20 protein-coding genes are annotated in these 20,573 nt (G+C 69.8%); 15 read left to right on the forward strand and 5 right to left on the reverse strand.

What is annotated here, in order from left to right; translation table 11 throughout:
• From KIH27_RS12800 to KIH27_RS12840, 9 genes are read left to right on the forward strand one after another with little or no spacing between them, the layout of a single operon-like run.
• Positions 1 to 1,209 carry an MCE family protein gene (locus KIH27_RS12800; RefSeq protein WP_372451363.1) on the forward strand — a complete coding sequence of 403 codons (1,209 nt, stop codon included), beginning with the start codon at positions 1 to 3 and terminating at the stop codon, positions 1,207 to 1,209.
• On the forward strand, positions 1,206 to 2,243 hold the full coding sequence (locus tag KIH27_RS12805) for an MCE family protein (protein WP_214093334.1): 1,038 nt from the start codon (positions 1,206 to 1,208) through the stop codon (positions 2,241 to 2,243). Before KIH27_RS12800 ends, KIH27_RS12805 begins: the two co-directional genes overlap by 4 nt.
• On the forward strand, positions 2,230 to 3,288 hold the full coding sequence (locus KIH27_RS12810; protein ID WP_214093367.1) for an MCE family protein: 1,059 nt from the start codon (positions 2,230 to 2,232) through the stop codon (positions 3,286 to 3,288). The genes KIH27_RS12805 and KIH27_RS12810 overlap by 14 nt, the downstream gene beginning before the upstream one ends.
• Entirely contained in the window at positions 3,285 to 4,646 is a 1,362-nt protein-coding gene (locus KIH27_RS12815) for an MCE family protein (protein ID WP_214093335.1), read from the forward strand. Before KIH27_RS12810 ends, KIH27_RS12815 begins: the two co-directional genes overlap by 4 nt.
• Positions 4,643 to 5,845: an MCE family protein gene (locus KIH27_RS12820; RefSeq protein ID WP_214093336.1), complete on the forward strand. Its 1,203-nt coding sequence runs from the start codon at positions 4,643 to 4,645 to the stop codon at positions 5,843 to 5,845. The genes KIH27_RS12815 and KIH27_RS12820 overlap by 4 nt, the downstream gene beginning before the upstream one ends.
• 6 nt (positions 5,846 to 5,851) lie before the next feature.
• Entirely contained in the window at positions 5,852 to 7,579 is a 1,728-nt protein-coding gene (locus KIH27_RS12825) for an MCE family protein (RefSeq protein WP_214093337.1), read from the forward strand.
• Positions 7,576 to 8,262 (forward strand): Rv1363c family protein, encoded by a 687-nt coding sequence (locus tag KIH27_RS12830; protein ID WP_214093338.1) that lies wholly within the window; start codon positions 7,576 to 7,578, stop codon positions 8,260 to 8,262. The genes KIH27_RS12825 and KIH27_RS12830 overlap by 4 nt, the downstream gene beginning before the upstream one ends.
• Positions 8,262 to 8,762, forward strand: a complete 501-nt coding sequence (locus KIH27_RS12835) for a mammalian cell entry protein (RefSeq protein WP_214093339.1) — start codon at positions 8,262 to 8,264, stop codon at positions 8,760 to 8,762. Before KIH27_RS12830 ends, KIH27_RS12835 begins: the two co-directional genes overlap by 1 nt.
• 14 nt (positions 8,763 to 8,776) lie before the next feature.
• A complete protein-coding gene (locus tag KIH27_RS12840; protein ID WP_214093340.1) occupies positions 8,777 to 9,331 on the forward strand; it encodes a hypothetical protein in 555 nt (184 codons plus the stop codon).
• Between the two features lie 2 nt (positions 9,332 to 9,333).
• On the opposite strand, the gene KIH27_RS12845 is transcribed toward KIH27_RS12840, so the two are convergent.
• Both KIH27_RS12845 and KIH27_RS12850 read right to left on the reverse strand, forming a co-directional pair.
• Entirely contained in the window at positions 9,334 to 10,794 is a 1,461-nt protein-coding gene (locus tag KIH27_RS12845; protein WP_214093341.1) for an alpha,alpha-trehalose-phosphate synthase (UDP-forming), read from the reverse strand.
• A complete protein-coding gene (locus KIH27_RS12850; protein ID WP_214093342.1) occupies positions 10,795 to 10,959 on the reverse strand; it encodes a hypothetical protein in 165 nt (54 codons plus the stop codon). It abuts the gene before it with no gap.
• Between the two features lie 106 nt (positions 10,960 to 11,065).
• On the opposite strand from KIH27_RS12850, the gene KIH27_RS12855 reads away from it, so the two are divergent.
• The 3 genes from KIH27_RS12855 to KIH27_RS12865 are packed head-to-tail and all read left to right on the forward strand — an operon-like array spanning position 11,066 to position 14,237.
• Entirely contained in the window at positions 11,066 to 11,965 is a 900-nt protein-coding gene (locus KIH27_RS12855; protein WP_214093343.1) for an enoyl-CoA hydratase, read from the forward strand.
• A 32-nt stretch (positions 11,966 to 11,997) separates the two neighbouring features.
• Positions 11,998 to 13,386 carry a WS/DGAT/MGAT family O-acyltransferase gene (locus KIH27_RS12860; RefSeq protein ID WP_214093344.1) on the forward strand — a complete coding sequence of 463 codons (1,389 nt, stop codon included), beginning with the start codon at positions 11,998 to 12,000 and terminating at the stop codon, positions 13,384 to 13,386.
• Entirely contained in the window at positions 13,383 to 14,237 is an 855-nt protein-coding gene (locus tag KIH27_RS12865) for an SDR family oxidoreductase (protein WP_214093345.1), read from the forward strand. Before KIH27_RS12860 ends, KIH27_RS12865 begins: the two co-directional genes overlap by 4 nt.
• A 162-nt stretch (positions 14,238 to 14,399) precedes the next feature.
• Here KIH27_RS12865 and KIH27_RS22585 read toward each other — a convergent pair whose 3' ends face one another.
• Complete coding sequence (locus KIH27_RS22585; RefSeq protein ID WP_214093346.1) at positions 14,400 to 16,010, reverse strand: GMC family oxidoreductase; 1,611 nt, start codon at positions 16,008 to 16,010, stop codon at positions 14,400 to 14,402.
• A gap of 228 nt (positions 16,011 to 16,238) precedes the next feature.
• Here KIH27_RS22585 and KIH27_RS12875 point away from each other — a divergent pair, with 228 nt between their 5' ends.
• Positions 16,239 to 17,084, forward strand: a complete 846-nt coding sequence (locus tag KIH27_RS12875; RefSeq protein WP_214093347.1) for an alpha/beta fold hydrolase — start codon at positions 16,239 to 16,241, stop codon at positions 17,082 to 17,084.
• A 21-nt stretch (positions 17,085 to 17,105) separates the two neighbouring features.
• Here the strand turns inward: KIH27_RS12875 and KIH27_RS12880 are convergent, their stop codons facing one another.
• Both KIH27_RS12880 and KIH27_RS12885 read right to left on the reverse strand, forming a co-directional pair.
• Positions 17,106 to 17,915: a site-2 protease family protein gene (locus tag KIH27_RS12880; protein WP_214093348.1), complete on the reverse strand. Its 810-nt coding sequence runs from the start codon at positions 17,913 to 17,915 to the stop codon at positions 17,106 to 17,108.
• The gene (locus tag KIH27_RS12885; protein WP_214093349.1) at positions 17,887 to 18,558 is read right to left on the reverse strand and encodes a peptidase M50; all 672 of its coding nucleotides are present in this window, start codon (positions 18,556 to 18,558) and stop codon (positions 17,887 to 17,889) included. The genes KIH27_RS12880 and KIH27_RS12885 overlap by 29 nt, the downstream gene beginning before the upstream one ends.
• Positions 18,559 to 18,626: 68 nt before the next feature.
• Here KIH27_RS12885 and KIH27_RS12890 point away from each other — a divergent pair, with 68 nt between their 5' ends.
• A complete protein-coding gene (locus KIH27_RS12890; protein ID WP_214093350.1) occupies positions 18,627 to 19,925 on the forward strand; it encodes an adenylosuccinate synthase in 1,299 nt (432 codons plus the stop codon).
• Positions 19,922 to 20,557, forward strand: coding sequence for a PaaI family thioesterase (locus tag KIH27_RS12895; protein ID WP_214093351.1), 636 nt, complete (start codon positions 19,922 to 19,924; stop codon positions 20,555 to 20,557). Before KIH27_RS12890 ends, KIH27_RS12895 begins: the two co-directional genes overlap by 4 nt.
• Positions 20,558 to 20,573 lie beyond the last annotated feature (16 nt).

The raw sequence follows: 20,573 nt of genomic DNA on the forward strand, positions 1-20,573 counted from the left end.
TTGAACGTGAACACCGGATCGAGGCGTACCCAGGTGCGGATTGCCGCGGCAGTGCTGTCGGCGATCCTGCTGGGTTTCACCGCTTTCACCTACCTCGCCTACACCCAGGCGTTCTCGTCGACGGCGAAGGTCACGGTCACCTCGCCCCGTGCCGGCCTGGTGATGGAGCAGGACGCCAAGGTCAAATTCCGTGGTGTCCAGGTCGGCAAGGTCAAGAAGATCGACTATCACGGTGAGCAGGCCCGCCTCACGCTGGCGCTGGACACCGACGAACTGCGCCACATCCCGGCCAACGTCGCCGTGCACATTGCCAGCAACACCATCTTCGGAGCGAAGTCGGTCGAGTTCGTGCCGCCGCCGGAGCCGGAGGCCAAGCGGCTGCGCGCCGGCGACCACGTGGCGGCCTCAGCGGTGCAGCTGGAAGTCAACACGCTGTTCCAGAAGCTCACCGATCTGCTGGACAAGCTGGACCCGATCCAGCTCAACGGCACGATCACCGCGCTGGCCGAGGGGCTGCGGGGCAACGGTGACAACCTGGGCGGGGCGGTGGCCGGGTTGAACACGCTGCTGGCGAAGATGAACCCGAAGCTGCCGGAGCTGCAGTCCACGTTCGCCAAGACCGCGGTCGTCGGCAACATCTACGGCGACGCGGCGCCGGACCTGGCGACGATCTTCGACAACGTCCCCACGATCAGCAAGACCCTGGTCGATCAGCGGGAGAACCTGAACAAGGCGCTGCTGGCGACCACCGGTCTGGCGCGCAACGGCTACGACGCCCTGGCGCCGGCCGCCGACGACTTCATCGCCGCGGTCACCCGCTTCCGGGCGCTGCTGAGCCTGCTGGGGGACTACTCGCCGGAGTTCGGCTGCCTGTTCAAAGGGCTGGCGCTGGCCTTCAAGCGGTTCGGTCCGTCGATCGGTGGCACCAACCCGGCGCTGTTCGTGCACTCCAACTTCATCCCGGGGGCGCCGGCCTACACTTTCCCGGAGAGTCTGCCGGTGGCCAACGCGACCGGTGGCCCGAACTGCCGCGGCCTGCCCGACATCCCGAGTAAGCAGTGGGGCGGGTCCTGGTACCGTTCGCCGTTCCTGGTCACCGACAACGCCTACATTCCCTTCCAGCCGAACACCGAACTGCAGTGGGACTCGCCGTCGGTGGCGCAGTTCCTCTTCAACGGTGCCTTCGCCGAGCGGGACGAGTACCAATGAACGAACGCGGCACGCTGATCAAGGTCAGCATCTTCACGGTCGCCATGCTGCTGGTCTCGGCCGGCCTGGTGGTGATCTTCGGTGAGTTCCGGTTCGCCGCGAACAACACCTACCACGCCAAATTCACCAACGCCTCCCGGCTCAAGGGCGGCGAGGACGTGCGGATCTCCGGCATTCCGGTGGGTACGGTGAAGAGCGTCGAACTGGCGCCGGACAACACCGTCGACGTCACCTTCGACGTCAACAAGCGCTACCAGCTCTACACCTCCACCCGCGCGCTGATCCGCTACGAGAACCTCGTCGGCGACCGCTACCTGGAGGTCGCATCCGGCCCCGGCGACCTGGTGAAGCTGCCGCCGGGCGGCCACATCTCCGACAAGCACACCGAGCCGGCGCTGGACCTCGACGCGCTGCTCGGCGGCATGCGCCCGGTGCTCAAGGGCCTGGACGGCACCAAGGTCAACCAGATCAGCGGCGCGATCATCGAGATGCTGCAGGGGCAGGGCGGCGCGCTGTCGCAGATGCTGGCCAGCACCGACTCGTTCACCCACACGCTGGCCTCTCACGACCAGCTGATCGGCGACGTCGTCAACAACCTGAACACCGTGCTGGCCACCGTCGACGACAAGAGCGCGCAGTTCGACGCGACCGTCGACAAACTCCAGCAGCTGATCAGCGGCCTGGCCGAGGGTAGGGACGCGATCGCCGGCGCGATCGGCCCGCTGGGCTCGGTGGAGACCGACCTGACCGACACGCTGAAGAAGACGCGGCGGCCGCTGCAGGGCGTGATCGAGAACGCCCGTCCGTTGGCGACCGTGCTGAACAAGCGCCAGGACGAGCTGAACGCGGTCATCGACCCGCTGGAGGAGAACTACCTGCGGCTCAACGCACTCGGCGCCTACGGCTCGTTCTTCAACATCTTCTTCTGCACGGTCAGTCTGAAGTTCAACGGTCCGGCCGGCAGCGACCTGATCGTCCCGATGGGCGGGCAGAACGTCAAGAGCAAGGGGAGGTGTTCCCCTGTCAAGGAGTGATCGGGAGAACCCGGTCCGCACCGGAACGCTGGGTATCGCCCTGGTGGCGTGCCTGGTGCTGGTGTCGTTCGGGTACAGCTCCCTGCCGTTCATGCCGCAAGGCAAGGTCTACCACGGGTATTTCGCGGACGCCGGCGGGATCATCCCCGGTAACGACGTGACCGTCTCGGGTATCCGGGTCGGCAAGGTGGCCTCGGTGGCGCTCTCGGGTGCCAGTGCGAAGCTGACGTTCACCGTCGACCGCAACGTCCGGGTCGGCGACCAGTCGCTGGCCGCGATCCGCACCGACACCGTGCTGGGCGAGCGGGCGCTGGCGATCACCCCGGGCGGCTCCGGGTCGTCGACGGAGATCCCACTGGGCCGGACCCGGTCGCCGTACACGATGAACAACGCGCTGCAGGATCTCGGCGGCGGGGTGGAAGCCCTCGACAAGCCGCAGCTCGAACAGGCGCTGCAGGTGCTCACCGACTCGATGCGTGACGCGACCCCGCAGCTGCGCGGCGCGCTGGACGGTGTGGCGGCCATGTCGCGCAGCATCAACCGCCGCGACGAGGCACTCGGGCAGCTGCTGGCGCACGCCAAGACCGTCACCGGGGTGCTCAACCAGCGCGCCGACCAGGTGAACAAGCTCGTGCTCGACGGCAACCAGCTCTTCGCCGCCCTCGACGAGCGCCGGCAGGCCCTCGGCGCGCTGATCGGCGGCATCCAGGGGGTGTCCGAGCAACTCTCCGGTTTCGTGGCCGACAACAAGCAGGAGATCGGCCCGATGCTGCAGAAGCTGAACCTGGTGATGGACAACATGATCTCCCGCAAGGAGCGGATCGCCGGCGCCATGGAACGGCTGCCCGGCTACGCCACCACGCTGGGTGAGGTGGTCGCGTCGGGGCCCGGCTTCCAGATCAACCTGTTCGGCCTGCCGCCGCCAACCATGTCCGAGTACCTCTTCGACGCCTACTTCCAGCCCGGCAAACTGCCGGACAGCCTGGCCGACTACCTGCGCGGGATGATCGACCAGCGCCTGATCGTCAGGCCGAAGTCGCCATGACACGCCGGACGATGCGTATCCTCATCGCCGCGGGGCTGGCAGTGCTGCTGGCCGTCGGCGGCTACCTGCTGCTGCCGTCGCAGCGCACCTACCGGATCACCGGCTACTTCGCCTCCGCGGTCGGGCTGTACCCGGGTGACGACGTGCGGGTCGTCGGTGTCCCGGTGGGCCGGATCGAGTCCATCGAGCCGCGCGCCGACAGTGTCAAGGTCACGATGAGCGTGCACCGCGACGTGCCGCTGCCGGCGGACGTGCACGCGGTGCTGATGGCACCGAACATCGTCTCGGCACGCGTGATTCAGCTCGCGCCGGCCTACACCGGCGGCGAACGCCTGGCCGACAACGCGGTGCTCGACATGAGCCGGACCGCGGTGCCGGTGGAGTGGGATGAGATCAAGGAGCAGCTCACCGCGCTCAGCGCCCAGCTGGCGCCGGAGAACGGCAAGCTCAACGGCGCGCTCAGCGGTTTCGTCAACCAGGCCGCCGACACCTTCGACGGCAACGGCGACACCTTCCGCAACGCGCTGCGCGAACTGTCCGCCACGGCCGGGCGGCTCGGGGACTCGCGTACCGACATCTTCGGTACCGTCAAGAACCTGCAGGTCCTGGTCAGCGCACTGGCGGGCAGCAACGAGCAGCTCGTGCAATTCACCGACCACGTCGCGGCCGTCTCCGCGGTCATGGCCGACAGCTCCAAGGATCTCGACGTCACGCTGGGCACCCTGAACCAGGCGCTGAAGGACGTGCGCGGATTCCTGCACGACAACAACGACGCGATCATCTCGCAGGTCAACAAGCTGGCGGAATTCTCCGAGACGCTCTCGGCGCAGAGCGACAACTTCGAGCAGGTCCTGCACATCACCCCGCACGGCCTGGTGAACTTCTACAACATCTACAACCCGGCGCAGGGCACGCTGAGCGGGCTGCTCTCGCTGCCGGACTTCGCCAACCCGGTGCAATTCATCTGCGGCGGTGTCTTCGACGTCGGCGCGGTCCCGGACAACTTCAAGCGAGCCGAGCTGTGCAAAGAGCGGATGGGGCCGGTGATGCGGCGCTGGTCGATGAACTTCGTGCCGTTCCTGTTCCACCCGATCAACTCGATCACCGCGTACAAGGGGCAGATCCAGTACGACACCCCGGAGACCGAGGCCAAGGCCCAGACCCCGCTGCCGTACCTGAAGTGGATGCCCGCGCCGGGCGTCACGGCGCCGAGCAACGAGGACATGCAGAAGCTGTTCACGGGGCCGCGCGCGCCGGGACAGCTCGGCCCGGCGCCCGGGCCGACCGGTCCGCAGCAGCCCGGCGCCGGTGCGCCGCTGCCGCCGTACGCGCAGCCGCCGCAGGGAGCCGGCGGATGACCCGGCGCAGGACCAAGATCGAGAAGGTGAGCGCCGGGGTGCGGCGGCTGGGCCGGCGCGGCGCCGCGCTGGGCGCCGGGACGCTGCTGCTGTCCGGGTGCCAGTTCGGCGGCCTGAACTCGCTGAACATGCCGGGCACCGCCGGGCACGGCCGGGGCTCCTACAGCATCACCGTGCAGTTGCCGGACGTGTCGACGCTGCCGCAGAACTCGCCGGTGATGGTCGACGACGTCACGGTCGGCAGTGTGTCGGGGCTGCAGGCGGTGCAGCAGCCGGACGGCAGTTTCTACGCGGCGGTGAAGCTGTCCCTGGACGGCAACGTCCACCTGCCCGCCAACGCGATCGCGAAGGTCGCGCAGACGTCGCTGCTCGGCTCGCAGCACATCGACCTGGCCCCGCCGACCGACGAGGCACCGGTCGGCCGCCTGGCGCCGGGCGCGGAGATCCCGCTGAGCCGCACCGGCGCCTACCCGACCACCGAGGCGGTGCTGTCGTCGCTGGGCGTGGTGGTCAACAAGGGCAATCTCGGTGCGCTGCAGGACATCACCGACGAGGCGTATCAGGCGTTCGCGAGCCGGGCCGGCAGCCTGGCCGGGCTGATGCCGCGGCTGGCCGAACTCACCGCGTCGCTGGACCAGCAGGCGACCGACATCATCGCGGCGGCCGAGGGGCTGAACCGGGTGGGGTCGACGCTGGCCCGCAGCGCACCCAGCCTGGCCCTGGCGCTGGACACCATGCCGGCCGCCCTGCAGGTGCTCAACGACAACCGCGCGAACATCGTCGACGCTTTCGCGGCGCTGAAGAGCCTCGCCGAGGTCGGCGCCCGCATCATGACCGAGGGCAAGGACGCCATCGCCGCGGACCTCAAGGACCTGTACCCGGTGGTCAAGGCGTTCGCCGACAACGCCAACGACCTGGTGACCGCGTTCCAGTTCATCCCGACGTTCCCGTTCCCGTCGATGTACCTGCGCAACGCGGTGCGCGGCGACTTCCTGAACGTCTACGTCACCTTCGACATGACGCTGCGCCGCCTCGGTGAGTCCGTCTTCACCACCGGCGGGTTCGACCCCAACATGCCGAGGCTGGGCCAGGTCATCAACCCGCCGGACTTCCTGCTGCCCGAACTGGCGAACCTGTCCGGCCAGGCTGCGGACCCGTTCAAGATCCCGCCCGGCACGGCCCCCCACTACGAGGACTGATCCGCGATGCTGACCCGTCTGATCCGTATCCAACTGGGGATCTTCGCCGTCGTCACGGTGCTGGCCGTCGGGGCGATCTCCACGCTCTACCTGCACCTGCCCAGCCGGCTGGGCATCGGCACCTACAAGGTGACCGCCGACTTCGTCGGCGGCGGCGGCATCTACAAGGCGGCCAACGTCACCTACCGGGGCGTCACGGTGGGCCGGGTGGACTCGGTGCACCTCAACGACGACGACGGCGTCGACGTGGTGATGCGCCTCAACGGCAGCGCGCACGTCCCGGCGAACGTCACCGCCACCGTCACGAGCATGTCCGCGATCGGTGAGCAGTACGTCGACCTGGTCCCGCCGGCCGACGCCGCCCCGGCCCGGACCCTGCACAACGGCGACCGGATCGGCCAGGACCGCACCGCGATCGGGCAGGACATCGCCGGGCTGCTCACCCAGGCACAGTCGATGGTCGACAGCATCGCCAACAGTCGGCTGCGCGACGTGCTGCGCGAGACGTTCACCGCGTTCAACGGCACCGGGCCGGAACTGGCCCGCATGATCGAGTCGTCGCGGCTGCTGATCGACGAGGCGAACGCCAGCTCCGACGACACGATCGCCCTGCTCGAGCGGGTGCAGCCGTTCCTGGACGCGCAGATCCGCGGCGGCGACGACATCAAGACGCTGACCAAGTCGCTGGCGGCGGTCACCACCGAGGTCCGCAACGCCGACCCGCAGTTCCGCGACGTGCTGAAGACGCTGCCGAGCGTCACCGACGAGGCCAACACCGCGTTCACCGGCATCCGCCCGTCGTTCCCGGTGCTGGCGGCCAGCATGGCCAACTTCGGCCGGGTCGGCGTGATCTACCGCAAGTCGATCGAGCAGGCGCTGGTCGTCTTCCCGGCGCTGATCGCGGCGCTGCTGACCGTGGCCGGCGGCGTGCCCATCGACGAGGGCGTGAAGCTCGACTTCAAGGTCGACCTGCACGACCCGCCGCCCTGCAGCGTCGGATTCGTGCCGTTCACCGAGATCCGATCGCCCGCCGACGAGACGGTCCGAGAATTGCCGAAGGGGCTGTACTGCAAGGCGGCCCAGAACGACCCAACCGCGGTCCGCGGCGCCCGCAACTACCCGTGCATGGAGTACCCGGGCAAGCGCGCCCCGACCATTCAGCTCTGCCGCGACCCGCAGGGCTTCGTGCCGATCGGCAGCAACCCGTGGCGCGGTCCGCCGATCCCCTACGGCACCCCGATCCAGGACCCGCGGATGCACCGGCCGATGAACAAGTTCCCGTTCATCCCGCCGGAGGCCGACTACGACCCGGGCCCGCCGGTGGCACAGCTGCCGCCGGGGGTGCCGCGAGGTCCGGGGCCGGCCCCCAACCCGCCGTTCCCGCTGCCGTACCCGCCGAGCGACCCCGGCCCGCAACCGGCGCCGTGGCCGTACTACTCGCCGCCGGACCAGAGTCTGCCGACGAACCCCGGCGGCAACGGCGGGCTGCCGGCGTACAACCGGGATCCGGCGCCGGAGCTGCTCCCGCCCCCGCCGGCACCGCTGCCGGCCGAGGCGCCGGCCCCCGCCGGACCGCAACCGCAGGCCAGCGGGGCCTCGACCACGCCGTATGACGACCGCACCGGCCGGTTCACCGACCCGGACGGCGGCGCCGGGGTGTACCTGCCCGGTGACACCAAACGGCTGCCGGCCGAGACCTGGAGTGACCTGATGCTGCTGCCGAGGCCGGCATGACGGGCGAACCGACCGAACCGCGGGCCCGCCGGCGCGCGTCGCGGGCGGCCGGCCCGGCCGGGGATGTCCCCGGGGCGACCACGACCGCCGTGCCGGTGCAGGTTCAGGTGCCGATGCCGAGCAGGTCGATCGCGAACGCGGTGCGCCCGACCGGCCTGCCGCCGCGGCGGGCGGCCAACACCCGCGGGGTGGCGATGATCGCCGGGATCACCGGATCGGTGGCGATCGCGGTGCTCGGTGCGCTGGTCGCGGTGCTGCTGGTGCAGCATCGGCACGTCGCAGCCGCCGGCGACCGCGACCAGCGGTTCGTCGACACCGCCAAGCAGACCGTCGTCAACATGTACAGCTACACCCAGGCCACCGTCGACGATGACGTGGACCGCTTCATCAACGGCACCAGCGGGCCGTTCCGCGACGCGATGGGCGGCAACGCCGACAACCTCAAGGCGTTTCTGCGCAAGTCCAACCTGAGCTCCGAGGCTGTCATCAACGCTGCGGCGCTGGAGGGTTTGGACCCGGTCGCCGGCAACGCCTCGGTACTCGTCGCCACCCGGGTCACCGTCACCGATCCCGACGGGGTGAACAAACCGTCGCAGCCGTTCCGACTGCGGGTGATCGTGCACCGGGACGACGCGGGCAATATGACCGCCTACGACCTCAAATACCCCGAAGGCGGTAACTGATGGGGCGCAGATCGGCCACCGCACTGCAGCACGGCGTGACCGCGGTGGGCGTCGCCGCGTTCGTGGGCCTGGCCGCCGCCGGCGGTTCCCTCTACTGGGACCGGGTCGAGGCACGCGGGGTGCACGCCGCCCAGGTCGCTCTCACCGCGCTGACGGTCGATGAGATCCCGAAGGTGTTCGGCTACGACTACCAGACGGTCGAGCGCACCATGATGGACGCCTATCCGCTGTTCACCGACGACTACCGGCGCGAATTCGAGTCGCGGGCCACCGAGGCCATCATTCCGCAGGCCCGGGAGATGCACCTGGTCAACCAGGTCGACGTCGTCGGCGTCGGGGTGATGCAGGGGGTCCGCCGCACCAGCGGGTCGGTGCTGGTCTACATGAACCGCACGATGACCGACAAGTCCAAGCAGACGCTGTACGACGGCAGTCGGATTCGGGTCGACTACCAGAAGGTCGGCAGCAAATGGCTGATCGACAAGATCACGCCGATCTGACGGGGAGGACCGCCATGGTGAACATGAGGGCCAACACGATCCGCCGCATCGCCGCACTGGCGACCGCCGTCGGCGCCGCGGTGGCACTGACCCCGGCCGCCGGGGCCAACCCGGGTGAGCCGGCCCCGGAGGGCACCGTCGAGGGCGTCTACACGTTCAGCCAGGGCGGCGCCCGGGCGACCTGGGAGATCACCCCGCTGTGCGTGCCCACCGTCGGTGACGGCCGAGTGCCGATCAACACGGCGATCGGCTGCAAACTGCAGGTCGTCAGCGACGGGAAACTCGGCCAGAGCGGGCTGTACCGGCTCAGCGGCGGGCGGTGGCTGTTCTCGAAACCGCTGCTGGCCGGCATGAAGTGCCCGGACGGCAAGATCGTCGCCACCCAGGAGACCTACGAGTTCGACACCGGACTGAACGGCCTCTACACCCAGGCGCACAACGCCGTCTGCGGCGAAGCGCCCGGCCTCAACAAGCAGCCGTTCACGCTGACCTACGTCGGTCCGCTGCCGTTCCCGGTCGAGCACTACCCGCTGAACTGCATGGACAACCCGCTGCACATGTGCAGCTGACGTCAGGCGGCGTGGGTGCCGGCCAGCGCGTCCAGGAATGACCGGGCCCACCGGTCCACGTCGTGGGTCAGCACCTGGCGGCGCAGCGCACGCATCCGCCGCCGGCCCTCCTCCGGGGTCTGCCCGGCGGCCGCCTCGATCGCGTCCTTGACGCCGTCCAGATCGTGCGGGTTCACCAGGTAGGCCTGGTGCAGTTCGGCTGCCGCGCCGGTGAACTCGCTGAGCACCAGGGCACCGCCGAGGTCGCTGCGGCAGGCCACGTACTCCTTGGCGACCAGGTTCATCCCGTCGCGCAGCGGGGTGACCAGCATGATGTCGGCGGCCACGAAGAACGCCAGCAGCTCGTTGCGGGGGATGGGCCGGTGCAGGTAGTGCACCACCGGGTGGCCGACCTCGCCGTACTCGCCGTTGATGTGCCCGACCTCGCGTTCGATCTCGTCGCGCAGGATCTGGTAGCTCTCCACCCGCTCCCGGCTGGGTGTCGCCAGCTGGACGAGCACGGTGTCGTCGGGTTTGACCCGGCCCTCGTCGAGCAGTTCGTTGAACGCCAGCAGCCGCACGTCGATGCCCTTGGTGTAATCCAGCCGGTCCACCCCGAGCAGGATCTTGCGGGGATGGCCCAGTTCGGCGCGGATCTGCTTGGCGCGCCGGCGGATGTCGCGGGCGCGGGCGGTCCGGTCCAGCGACCCGGAGTCGATCGAGATCGGGAACGCGCCCACCCGGACGGTGCGATCGGCCAGCCGGACCTCGCCGCAGCGGTTGCGCACCCCGACGGTGCCGCGGGAGATCGGCGCCCCGACCAGCTTCTTGGCCAGGAACAGGAAGTTCTGCGCGTCGCCGGGCAGGTGGAAGCCGACCAGGTCGGCGCCGAGCAGGCCGTCGACGATCTCCGCCCGCCAGGGCAGCTGCATGAACAGCTCCACCGGCGGGAACGGGATGTGCAGGAAGAAGCCGATGGTCAGATCGGGGCGCAGCTCGCGCAGCATCTTCGGCACCAGCTGCAGCTGGTAGTCCTGTACCCAGACCGTGGCCCCGGCCGAGGCGGCCTCAGCGGTCGCCTCGGCGAACCGCCGGTTGACGTCGACGTAGCGGTCCCACCACTGCCGCTGGTAGACGGGTTTGACGATCACGTCGTGGTACAGCGGCCACAGCGTGGCGTTGGAGAAGCCCTCGTAGTACTCGGCGATGTCCTCGGCGGTCAGCCGGACCGGCTGCAGCCGCAGGTCATCGAGGTCGATCGGGTCCGGGGCCGGCTCACCGGGCTTCGCCGCGGCGCCGGGCCAGCCCACCCAGGCGCCACGCCGACGGCGCAGTAGCGGCTCCAGTGCGGTGACCAGCCCCCCGGGGCTGCGCTTCCAGGCCGTGGTCCCGTCGGGGAGCCGCTCGATGTCGATCGGCAGCCGGTTGGCCACCACCACGAAGTCCGAGTCCCCGAACTCCGGTGTGTCCCCCGTCCGGGGCATTTACGCCTCGGGCTTTGACGGCCCGATGCCGAGCATCGACAGGAACACCCGGCACTCGTCGGCATCCTCGGCGTAGGCGGCGACGACCCGCCGGGCCTGGTTTGCGGTGCTGTCGGCCAGCGGCTCCACGTCGTCGATGTCGGCCTGGTCGGTTTTTGCAGCCATGACATGACTCTAGGCGAAATCCGGGGTGCAAACACAGCTGCCCGGCCAACCCTGCGGCCGGTGTTTGCCCGCCCCGGCCGTACGCTGAGCCGCGGAGGTGGCTGCCATGACGACACCGGATCAGCTGGTCGACTACGAGACGCTGGACGACGGCCGCATCGCGCGGGTCTGGCTGAACCGGCCGGAGGCGCACAACGCCCAGAACCGCACCCTGCTGGTGCAGCTCGATGAGGCGTTTCAGCGGGCCGAGGCCGACGACGACGTGCGGGTGGTGATCCTGGCGGCGCGCGGCAAGAACTTCTCCGCCGGCCACGATCTGGGCTCCGAGGCGGCACTGGCCGAACGGCGTCCCGGACCGGATCAGCATCCGAGCTTCCGATCCCACGGCGGCACCCGCGAGCCGGTGGTGGAGAAGACCTACCTGCAGGAGTGGCACCACTACTTCCAGAACACCTGTCGCTGGCGGGAACTGCGCAAGGTCACCGTCGCGCAGGTGCAGGGCAACGTGATCTCGGCCGGGCTGATGCTGATGTGGGCGTGCGACCTGATCGTCGCCGCCGACAACGCGCGGTTCTCCGACGTCGTCGGGGTGCGCCTCGGTATGCCCGGCGTCGAATACTATGCCCACCCGTGGGAATTCGGTCCGCGTAAAGCCAAAGAGCTGCTGCTGACCGGCGATTCGATCGACGCCGACGAGGCGCACCGGCTCGGCATGGTCGCCAAGGTGTTCCCGCTCGACGACCTGGCCGATCGCACCCTGGAGTTCGCCCGGCGCATCGCCGCGGTGCCGACGATGGCGGCGCTGCTGATCAAGGATTCGGTGAACGCCGCCACCGACGCGATGGGGTTCGCCGAGGCGCTGCGGCACGGCTTCCACATCCACCAGCTGGGCCACGCGCACTGGTCCGCGCACAACGACAACAAATTCCCGATCGCGCTGCCGCCGGACGTGCCGGACTGGCGGACGGCCGGGCCCACCGATCTCGCGCAGCGGGACAAGCCTTAACCGGGTCGCCGCCGTCACGTTAGGCTCGCGGTGTGAAGCGGCTCTCGGGTGTTGACGCGGCGTTCTGGTACGGCGAAACCGCCGGGTGGCACATGCACGTCGGCGCCCTGGCGATCTGCGACCCGACCGGGGTGGACGGGTTCAGCTTCGAGCGGATCCGCGAGCTGATCATCGAGCGGCTGCCGCAGATGCCGCAGCTGCGTTGGCGGGTCGTCGCCGGGCCGCTCGGCCTGGATCGGCCCTGGTTCGTCGAGGATCCCGAGCTGGACCCGGACTTCCACATCCGGCGGATCGGGGTGCCGGCGCCCGGTGGCCGCAAGGAACTCGAGGAGCTGACCGGCCGGCTGATGTCCTACAAGCTGGACCGGTCGCGGCCGCTGTGGGAGCTGTGGGTGATCGACGGCGTCAAGGGCGGCCGGGTGGCGACCCTGACCAAGATGCACCACTCGATCATCGACGGCGTCTCCGGCGCGGGCCTGGGCGAGATCCTGCTCGACGTCACCCCGGAGCCGCGCGCGCCGCTGCCCGACACGATCGGGTCGCTGGTCGGGGAGGGGACCCCCAGCTTCGAGTTGCGCGCGGTGCAGGCGCTGGTCAACGTCGGCATCAAGACGCCGTTCCGGATCGCCCGGCTGCTGGAGCAGACGGTCCGCCAGCAGCTCGCAACGATCGGACTGACCCGCAAGCCGCCGGGGTACTTCGACGCACCGGTGACCCGGTTCAACGCGCCGGTGTCACCGCACCGGCGGATCACCGGCGCCCGGATCGAGCTGAGCCGGGTGAAGGCGCTCAAGGACGCCTACGGGGTGAAGGTCAACGACATCGTGCTGGCGCTGGTCGCCGGGGCGGTGCGCAGCTACCTGGTCGAGCGCGACGAGCTGCCGGCCAAGCCGCTGGTCACCCAGATCCCGGTCTCCACCCGCACCGAGGCCGACCGTGACGAGGTCGGCAACAAGATCAGTTCGATGACGGTCTCGCTGGCCACCGACATCGACGATCCCGCCGAGCGGGTGAAGGCCATCTACGAGAGCACCCAGAGTGCCAAGGAGATGGCCAAGGCGCTCTCGGCGCACCAGATCATGGGCCTGACCGACACCACCCCGCCCGGGCTGCTGCACCTGGCCGCCCGGGCCTACACCGCCACCGGGCTGTCGGCGAGCATCGCGCCGATCAACCTCGTCGTCTCCAACGTGCCCGGCCCGACGTTCCCGCTGTACATGGCCGGGGCGCCGCTGGAGTCGTTCATCCCGATCGGCCCGCCGGTACTCGACGTGGCGCTGAACATCACCTGCTTCTCCTACCTGGAGCACCTGGACTTCGGCTTCGTCACCACCCCGGAGGTGGCACCCGACATCGACCAGATGGCCGACGCGATCCGGCCGGCGCTCAAGGAGCTGGAGCGCGCGGCCGGCCTGTCGTGAGTGTCTACGCGGTCACCGGATCGGCGTCCGGGATGGGCGCCCAGGCGGCGGCGAAGCTGCAGGCGGCCGGGCACACCGTGATCGGGGTCGACCTGCGCGACGCCGACGTGATCGCGGACCTGTCGACGGCGGCGGGGCGTGCCGCGGCCGCCGAGGCGGTGCTGGACGCCAGCGACGGTCGGCTCGACGGCGCGGTGCTGTCCGCCGGCATCGGGCCCGCGCCGGGCGCGGGGCGGGTCCGGCTGATCTTCGAGGTGAACTACCGGGGTGTGGCGGAGTTGCTGACCGCCTGGCGTCCGGCGCTGGCGGCGGCCGGTAACGCCAAAGTGGTGGTGATCGCCAGCAACTCCACGACCACCGTGCCGGCGGTGCCGCGACGCGCTATCCGGGCGCTGCTTCGCGGCGACGTGGACCGGGCGGAGCGCTGGATGCGGCTGTTCGGCCCGGGTGGGCCGTCGATCGCCTACGCGGCCTCCAAGATCGCCGTCGCCCGCTGGGTGCGCCGGCATGCGGTGCTGGCCGAGTGGGCCGGGGCCGGGATCCGGCTGAACGCGCTGGCGCCGGGGGCGGTCATGACGCCGCTGCTGCAGGAGCAGCTCGACACCCCGGGACAGGCCAAAGCCGTTCAGAGTTTCCCGGTGCCGGTCGGTGGCTACGGCGACCCCGGGCAGCTGGCCGACTGGATGCTGTTCATGCTCTCCGATGCCGCCGAATTCCTGTGCGGCAGCGTCATTTTCGTCGACGGTGGATCGGATGCGTATTTCCGGGCCGACGACTGGCCGACGGCGGTGCCAGTGCGCCGGGCGGTCCGCTACCTGCTGCGGATGCGGGCCTTCTCCCGGTCGCGGTAGGCGGGCAGTTGCGGCTCCGGACCGTGTGTCGTTGTGCCCGCCTCTGCGCGACAATCCCCCCGTTGGGCGGCTTCAGTCGCCTGACCTAACACCCGTTGTCGCGCAGAGGCGGGCACAACGGGTGGTGCTTCAGCGGCGCGTTGCCGTCGACGCCGTCGAACGCTACTTCAGGATCAGGTCGGCGCACTTCTCGCCGATCAGGATCGCCGGGGCGTTGGTGTTACCGCCGGTGATGCTCGGCATGATCGACGCGTCGGCGACCCGCAGGCCCTCGATGCCACGCACCCGCAGCTCCGGGTCGACCACCGCGCGCTCGTCGACGCCCATCCGGGCGGTACCGACCGGATGGTAGACGGTGTGGATCCGGTTCGGCAGCTCCTTGCGCATCGCGGCCGGGTCGAAGAACTCCGGCCCGGGCACGACCTCGCCGCGGTTGTCGCCGGTGCCGGCCATGATGTCGCGGACCATCGCGATGCCCTCCAGCAGCACCTCGGTGTCCTGCGCGGCCGCCAGGTAGTTCGGGTCGATGATCGGCGCAACGGTCGGGTCGGCCGAGGCCAGCCGCACGGTGCCGCGGCTCTCCGGGTAGATCAGCGCCGGGAAGACGCTCTGACCGGGCTTGCTGATCGGCGGCGAGATCCGCTTGTTGGCGTCCTGGTTCGGCGTCGGATACACCCAGTGGATGGTCAGGATCTGCAGGTTCGGCACCGCCTTGGCGTGCGAAGTCCGCAGGAACGCCACCGCCTCGAACGACGAGTCGCCCGCCCAGGTGCTGCCCGGCTTGCGCTTCTCGGCGAGCAGGCCGCGGCCGAAGTACAGCGGGGTCGGCCGGTGCACGGCGGAGTCCATCTGGAAGGCGACCGGCACGTAGAGGTGGTCGTGCAGGTTGTCACCGACCGGCAGGTCGGCGGCCACGGTGATGCCGTACTCGGCCAGGTGGGCGGCCGGGCCGATACCGGACAGCATCAGGATCTGCGGGGAGCCGAACGCGCCCGCCGACAGGATCACCTCGCGGGAGGCGGTCAGCACCTCGCGGCTGCCGTCCTTGGCGACGATCTCCACGCCGGTCGCCCGGGTGCCGGACAGCACCACCTTCGACACCGTCGCACCCAGCACCACCCGCAGGTTGTCCAGCGGGTCGCGGTGCAGATAGCCCTCGGCGGTCGAGTACCGCCGGCCGTTGGCGACGCTCTGCTGGAAGACCGAGACGCCTTCCTGCTGCGCGCCGTTGTAGTCGTCGATGATGGGCACGCCCATCTTCTCCGACGCCGCGGTCATGAACGAGCGGGCCGCGCCGCTGACCTCGTGGCGGCGGGTGACCTTGATCGGGCCGCCGGTGCCGCGCAGGTCGCTGGCGCCGTCCTCCCAGTCCTCCATCCGCTTGTACAGCGGCAGGATGTCGTCGTAACCCCAGCCCTTGCAGCCCTCGTCGGCCCAGTCGTCGAAGTTCTTCTTGTTGCCGCGCACGAACAGCATGCCGTTGACGGCGCTGGACCCGCCGAGCACCTTGCCGCGGGTCATCGGGATCTTGCGGTTCAGGGCGCTGGCCTGCGGGGCGGACTTGTAGTCCCAGTCGAAGAACCGTTTGAGCTGCGGCGTCGAGTGCATGACGTTGATGGCGCCCGGAGTCTGGAAGAGCATCTTGGCGAGGCCCTTGTCGTCGCGGCCACCGGCCTCGACCAGTGCGACCGATGCGCCGCTCTCGGCGAGCCTGCGCGCTACCGCGCAACCCGCGCTACCGGCACCCACTACGACGTAATCTGCGTTTGGCACGTGTCAAAGTGTAACGAGTTCTAGAAAACGTCCAAATCCCGCGGCCGCGACTGGTATGTGCACGGCGTCTGCCCGGACCGGGCGGGTTACGGACGCTCGTGCCGACGCGGTCCGCATCCCCACCCCGACCCGCCCTGAGCACGAGATCGACGTTAGCGTGTCGGGTACTCGACGTTCTTCGCGCTGACGTCAATCTCGGCGCATCAGGTATGGGCAGCTAGGAGATCCATGGACCACGATTCGACCCGCCGCGAACTCACCACCGAACAGGGCGTGCTGCGCTACCACGAGGCCGGTGACGGCCCGCCGCTGGTGCTGCTGCACGGCTCCGGGCCGGGTGTGACGGGCTGGCGCAACTTCCGCGGCGTGCTGCCGGCGTTCGCCGAACACTTCCACTGCTATGTGCTGGAGTTCCCCGGGTTCGGGGTCAGCGACGACTTCGGCGGGCACCCGATGGTGACGGCGTTCGGCGCGGTGCCGGCGTTCATCGACGGACTCGGCCTGGAGCAGGTCAGCATCGTCGGCAACTCGATGGGCGGCGCCGTCGGCATCAACTACGCCACGTCCAACCCGGACAAGGTCGCCAAGCTGGTGACGATCGGCGGCATCGGCACCAACCTGCTCACCCCCGGACCGCCGGAGGGCATCCGGTTGCTGCAGGACTTCACCGACAACCCCAGCCGGGAGTCGCTGATCCGCTGGCTGCACTCGATGGTCTACGACCCCGCCGTGGTGACCGACGAGCTGATCGAGGAGCGCTGGGCGCTGGCCACCGACGAAGAGACGCTGGCCAGCGCGCGCCGGATGTACGGCTCGAAGGCGTTCGCCGCGATGATGCAGATGATGAAGGCGTCCAAGGGCCCGCTGCCCTGGTCGATGATGCACCGGGTGGCCTGCCCGACGCTGATCACCTGGGGCCGCGACGACCGGGTCAGCCCGCTGGACATGGCGCTGATCCCGATGCGGACGATTCCGAATGCCGAGTTTCATGTCTTCCCGAACTGCGGGCACTGGACGATGATCGAGGCCAAGGACGCCTTCGAATCGGTGGTGCTGGACTTCCTGCGCCGCTGACCTTCTCCGGGTTCGGAGGGGCTACAGCCAGGCGTTCCAGAACTGCGTCAGCGACATCCCCCAGGACACCAGCATCCGCGGCACCCCGAACAGGTCGAAGAACCACAGCACCAGCGAGAAGAACCAGCGGTTGATCGCCGGTGAGGAGATCAGCAGCACCAGCACCACCAGCAGGCCCCACCGCTCGAACGGCTGCACCGCCCGCCGGGTGGCGGGGCTCAGGTGCGGCTGCAGCGCGCCGTAGCCGTCCAGGCCCGGGATCGGCAGCAGGTTCAGCACCAGCGCGGTGAGTTGCAGGAAACCCAGGAACGCCAGCGCCGAGAAGAAAACCGGGTGCGCGGGGTCGTAGAACACCTGCGTCGAGATCAGCAGCGCCACGCCGAGCACCAGGTTCGCCGCCGGCCCGGCCATGCTGACGATGCTCTGCCGGCGCGGCGTCATGAACCCGGTCTGCACGAACACCGCCCCGCCCGGCAGGCCGATGCCGCCCAGTGCGATCACCACCAGCGGCAGCACCAGCGACAGCCCCGGATGGCTGTAGTGCAGTGGGTTCAGCGTCAGGTAGCCGCGCATCGCCACACCGTGGTCGCCGAACCGCCACGCCGTGTAGGCGTGCCCGAACTCGTGCAGGCACAGCGAGACCAGCCAGCCGGCGATCACGAAGACGAACACCCCGGTGTAGGCCAGCCCGTGGACTTCGTCGGCCGCCCGCCACGCCAGCACCCCGCCGAGCGCGGTCAGCGCGATCAGCCCCAGGAAGATCGGGCTGGGCCGGACCGGGTGGGCGCTCACGGCCACGAACCTAGCGGACCAGCAGCCAGTCCCCGACATGCCGGTAGAACGTCGAACGCTTCACCGTCCGACTCCCGTAGACGCCGTCGCGCACCACCAGCGCCCCGGTGGTGCCCAGCTGCGCGGCGCGCCCGGTCACCCAGTGCCGCACCCGGCCGCGTGGCGACGGGATACCGGCCCGCAGCCCCGGTTCGGCGCCGAGCGGTTCGATCAGCACCCCGGCCACGTCCCCGTCGAACAGCGCCGCGTCGTCGACGATCCCCTCACCGCGCAGGCGGGCCGCCCCGTCGATCGGCAGCCAGCGCCCGACGCCCACCAGCGCGGTGCCGGCGTCGTCGCGGATCAGCGGCGTCGGGTGGGCGGCCCCGTGCCGGGCGCGCCGCGCCGCCCGCCAGCCGGCCGCCAGCCTCGCCGCGCGGGTGCCGGGGGTGCTCCGGGCGGCGACGTAACCCACCTCCACGTCGAGCCGGTCGAGGCGCAGCAGCCGGGTCAGCAGCCTGGCCAGATCCGGGTCCGCGCCGACCAGCACCAGCCGCGGATAGCGCCGGATCGCGGCGTCCAGGGTGTCGGTTTCGGTGCCGTCGGCGGCGATCGGCAGCACCGTCAGGCCGCGCAGCGGGCGCGGCAACGACCGGCCCGCGCACAGCAGTACGGCGGTTTCAGGGGGCTTGACGGCGTTCAACGCGCTCCTTGCGGCTAAGCTCAGTCACCGGCTGGACCAGAGTAAGCCAGACAGTTAGCGAGAAATCCATGCCGGCAATCGTCGTCATCGGCGCCCAATGGGGTGACGAGGGCAAAGGGAAAGCCACCGACCTGCTCGGAGAACGAGTCCAGTGGGTGGTGCGCTACCAGGGGGGCAACAACGCCGGCCACACCGTGGTCCTGCCCACCGGGGAGAACTTCGCGTTGCACCTGATCCCGTCCGGGGTGCTGACGCCGCACGTCACCAACGTGATCGGCAACGGGGTGGTGGTGGATCCGGGGGTGCTGCTCGACGAGCTGGCCGGCCTGGAGGACCGCGGGGTGGACACCTCCCGGTTGCTGATCTCCGCCGACGCGCACCTGCTGATGCCGTACCACGTGGCGATCGACAAGGTGACCGAGCGTTACGCGGGCTCCAAGAAGATCGGCACCACCGGCCGCGGCATCGGCCCCTGCTACCAGGACAAGATCGCCCGGATCGGGATCCGCGTCGCCGACGTGCTCGACGAGGAGTCGCTGGCGCAGAAGATCGAGGCCGCGCTGGAGTTCAAGAACCAGGTGCTGGTCAAGATCTACAACCGCAAGGCGCTCGAACCCGACGAGGTCCTCGCCGACCTGCTGACCCAGGCCGAGGGCTTCAAGCACCGCATCGCCGACACCGCGCTGCTGCTCGGCGCCGCGCTGGACCGCGGGGAGAACGTGCTGCTGGAGGGCTCGCAGGGCACCCTGCTCGACGTCGACCACGGCACCTACCCGTACGTGACGTCGTCGAACCCGACGGCGGGCGGGGCGGCTGTGGGCTCCGGGATCGGCCCGACCCGCATCACCGCGGTGATGGGCATCCTCAAGGCGTACACCACCCGGGTGGGATCGGGTCCGTTCCCCACCGAACTCTTCGACGAGCACGGCGAATACCTGTCCAAGACCGGTGGCGAGGTCGGGGTCACCACCGGCCGGCAGCGCCGCTGCGGCTGGTTCGACGCGGTGATCGCCCGCTACGCCACCCGGGTCAACGGCATCACCGACTACTTCCTGACCAAGCTGGACGTGCTGTCCTCCCTGGAGACGGTCCCGGTCTGCGTCGGCTACACCGTCGACGGCAAGCGCACCGATGAGATCCCGATGACCCAGTCGGAGTTCGCCCGCGCGGTGCCGGTGTACGAGGAACTGCCCGGCTGGTGGGAGGACATCTCCCACGCGCGCACGTTCGACGACCTGCCGGCCAAGGCACGCGATTACGTGCAGCGGCTGGAAGAGCTTGCCGGAGCGCAGATCTCGTGCATCGGCGTCGGTCCGGGCCGGGAACAGACGATCGTGGTGCGCGACATCGTGGGGGATCGCGGGTGACCTCCGGGTCGGATTCCCTCGACCCGGAATACGCCCGGCACGGCGGGTTCCCGCACTACGAAGTCGTCACGCCCACACCGGGATTCGAGCGTTTCGTAGCGATGATGCGCCGCCTGCAGGACATCTCGGTGTCCACCGACCCCGACGCCGCCACCTGGGAGGCGGCCGCCGACCGCGCCGAGGAACTGGCGGAGCTGCTGGAGAAGTTCGCCGCGCCCGAGGGCGTCGCCCCGGCCGGGCGGGCGCCGACACTGCCGGGCATGGGCAGCCTGCTGTTGCCGCCGTGGCGGGTGACCCGGTTCGACACCGACGGGGTGTCGATGAAGGGCCGCTTCAGCCGGTTTCACGTCGGCGGGAACTCCGCGGTGCACGGCGGCGTGCTGCCGCTGCTGTTCGACTGGATGTTCGGGATGGTGGCGCACGCCGCGAACCGCCCGATCAGCCGCACCGCGTTCCTGCACGTCGACTACCGCAAGGTCACCCCGATCGACACCCCGCTGCTGGTGCACGGGCGGGTCGACAACGCCGAGGGGCGCAAGGCGTTCGTCTCCGCCGAGCTCACCGGCCTCGACGGGACGGTGCTGGCCGAGGCGCACGGCCTGATGGTGCGGTTGCTGCCCGGTCAGCCCTGAGCGGCGATCGCCGCTG

Origin of the sequence: Mycolicibacter acidiphilus, from assembly GCF_018455725.1 — a bacterium.
In the GTDB taxonomy this organism is placed as follows: Bacteria; Actinomycetota; Actinomycetes; order Mycobacteriales; family Mycobacteriaceae; genus Mycobacterium; species Mycobacterium acidiphilum.

Excerpts from the sequence above, each read along its gene's own strand:
- KIH27_RS12805 (WP_214093334.1), top strand. The coding sequence starts at position 1,206 with ATGAACGAACGCGGCACGCTGATCAAGGTCAGCATCTTCACGGTCGCC.
- KIH27_RS12815 (WP_214093335.1), top strand. The coding sequence starts at position 3,285 with ATGACACGCCGGACGATGCGTATCCTCATCGCCGCGGGGCTGGCAGTG.
- KIH27_RS12820 (WP_214093336.1), top strand. The coding sequence starts at position 4,643 with ATGACCCGGCGCAGGACCAAGATCGAGAAGGTGAGCGCCGGGGTGCGG.
- KIH27_RS12825 (WP_214093337.1), top strand. The coding sequence starts at position 5,852 with ATGCTGACCCGTCTGATCCGTATCCAACTGGGGATCTTCGCCGTCGTC.
- KIH27_RS12830 (WP_214093338.1), top strand. The coding sequence starts at position 7,576 with ATGACGGGCGAACCGACCGAACCGCGGGCCCGCCGGCGCGCGTCGCGG.
- KIH27_RS12835 (WP_214093339.1), top strand. The coding sequence starts at position 8,262 with ATGGGGCGCAGATCGGCCACCGCACTGCAGCACGGCGTGACCGCGGTG.
- KIH27_RS12840 (WP_214093340.1), top strand. The coding sequence starts at position 8,777 with ATGGTGAACATGAGGGCCAACACGATCCGCCGCATCGCCGCACTGGCG.
- KIH27_RS12845 (WP_214093341.1), bottom strand. The coding sequence starts at position 10,794 with ATGCCCCGGACGGGGGACACACCGGAGTTCGGGGACTCGGACTTCGTG.
- KIH27_RS12850 (WP_214093342.1), bottom strand. The coding sequence starts at position 10,959 with ATGGCTGCAAAAACCGACCAGGCCGACATCGACGACGTGGAGCCGCTG.
- KIH27_RS12855 (WP_214093343.1), top strand. The coding sequence starts at position 11,066 with ATGACGACACCGGATCAGCTGGTCGACTACGAGACGCTGGACGACGGC.
- KIH27_RS12875 (WP_214093347.1), top strand. The coding sequence starts at position 16,239 with ATGGACCACGATTCGACCCGCCGCGAACTCACCACCGAACAGGGCGTG.
- KIH27_RS12880 (WP_214093348.1), bottom strand. The coding sequence starts at position 17,915 with ATGTCGGGGACTGGCTGCTGGTCCGCTAGGTTCGTGGCCGTGAGCGCC.
- KIH27_RS12890 (WP_214093350.1), top strand. The coding sequence starts at position 18,627 with ATGCCGGCAATCGTCGTCATCGGCGCCCAATGGGGTGACGAGGGCAAA.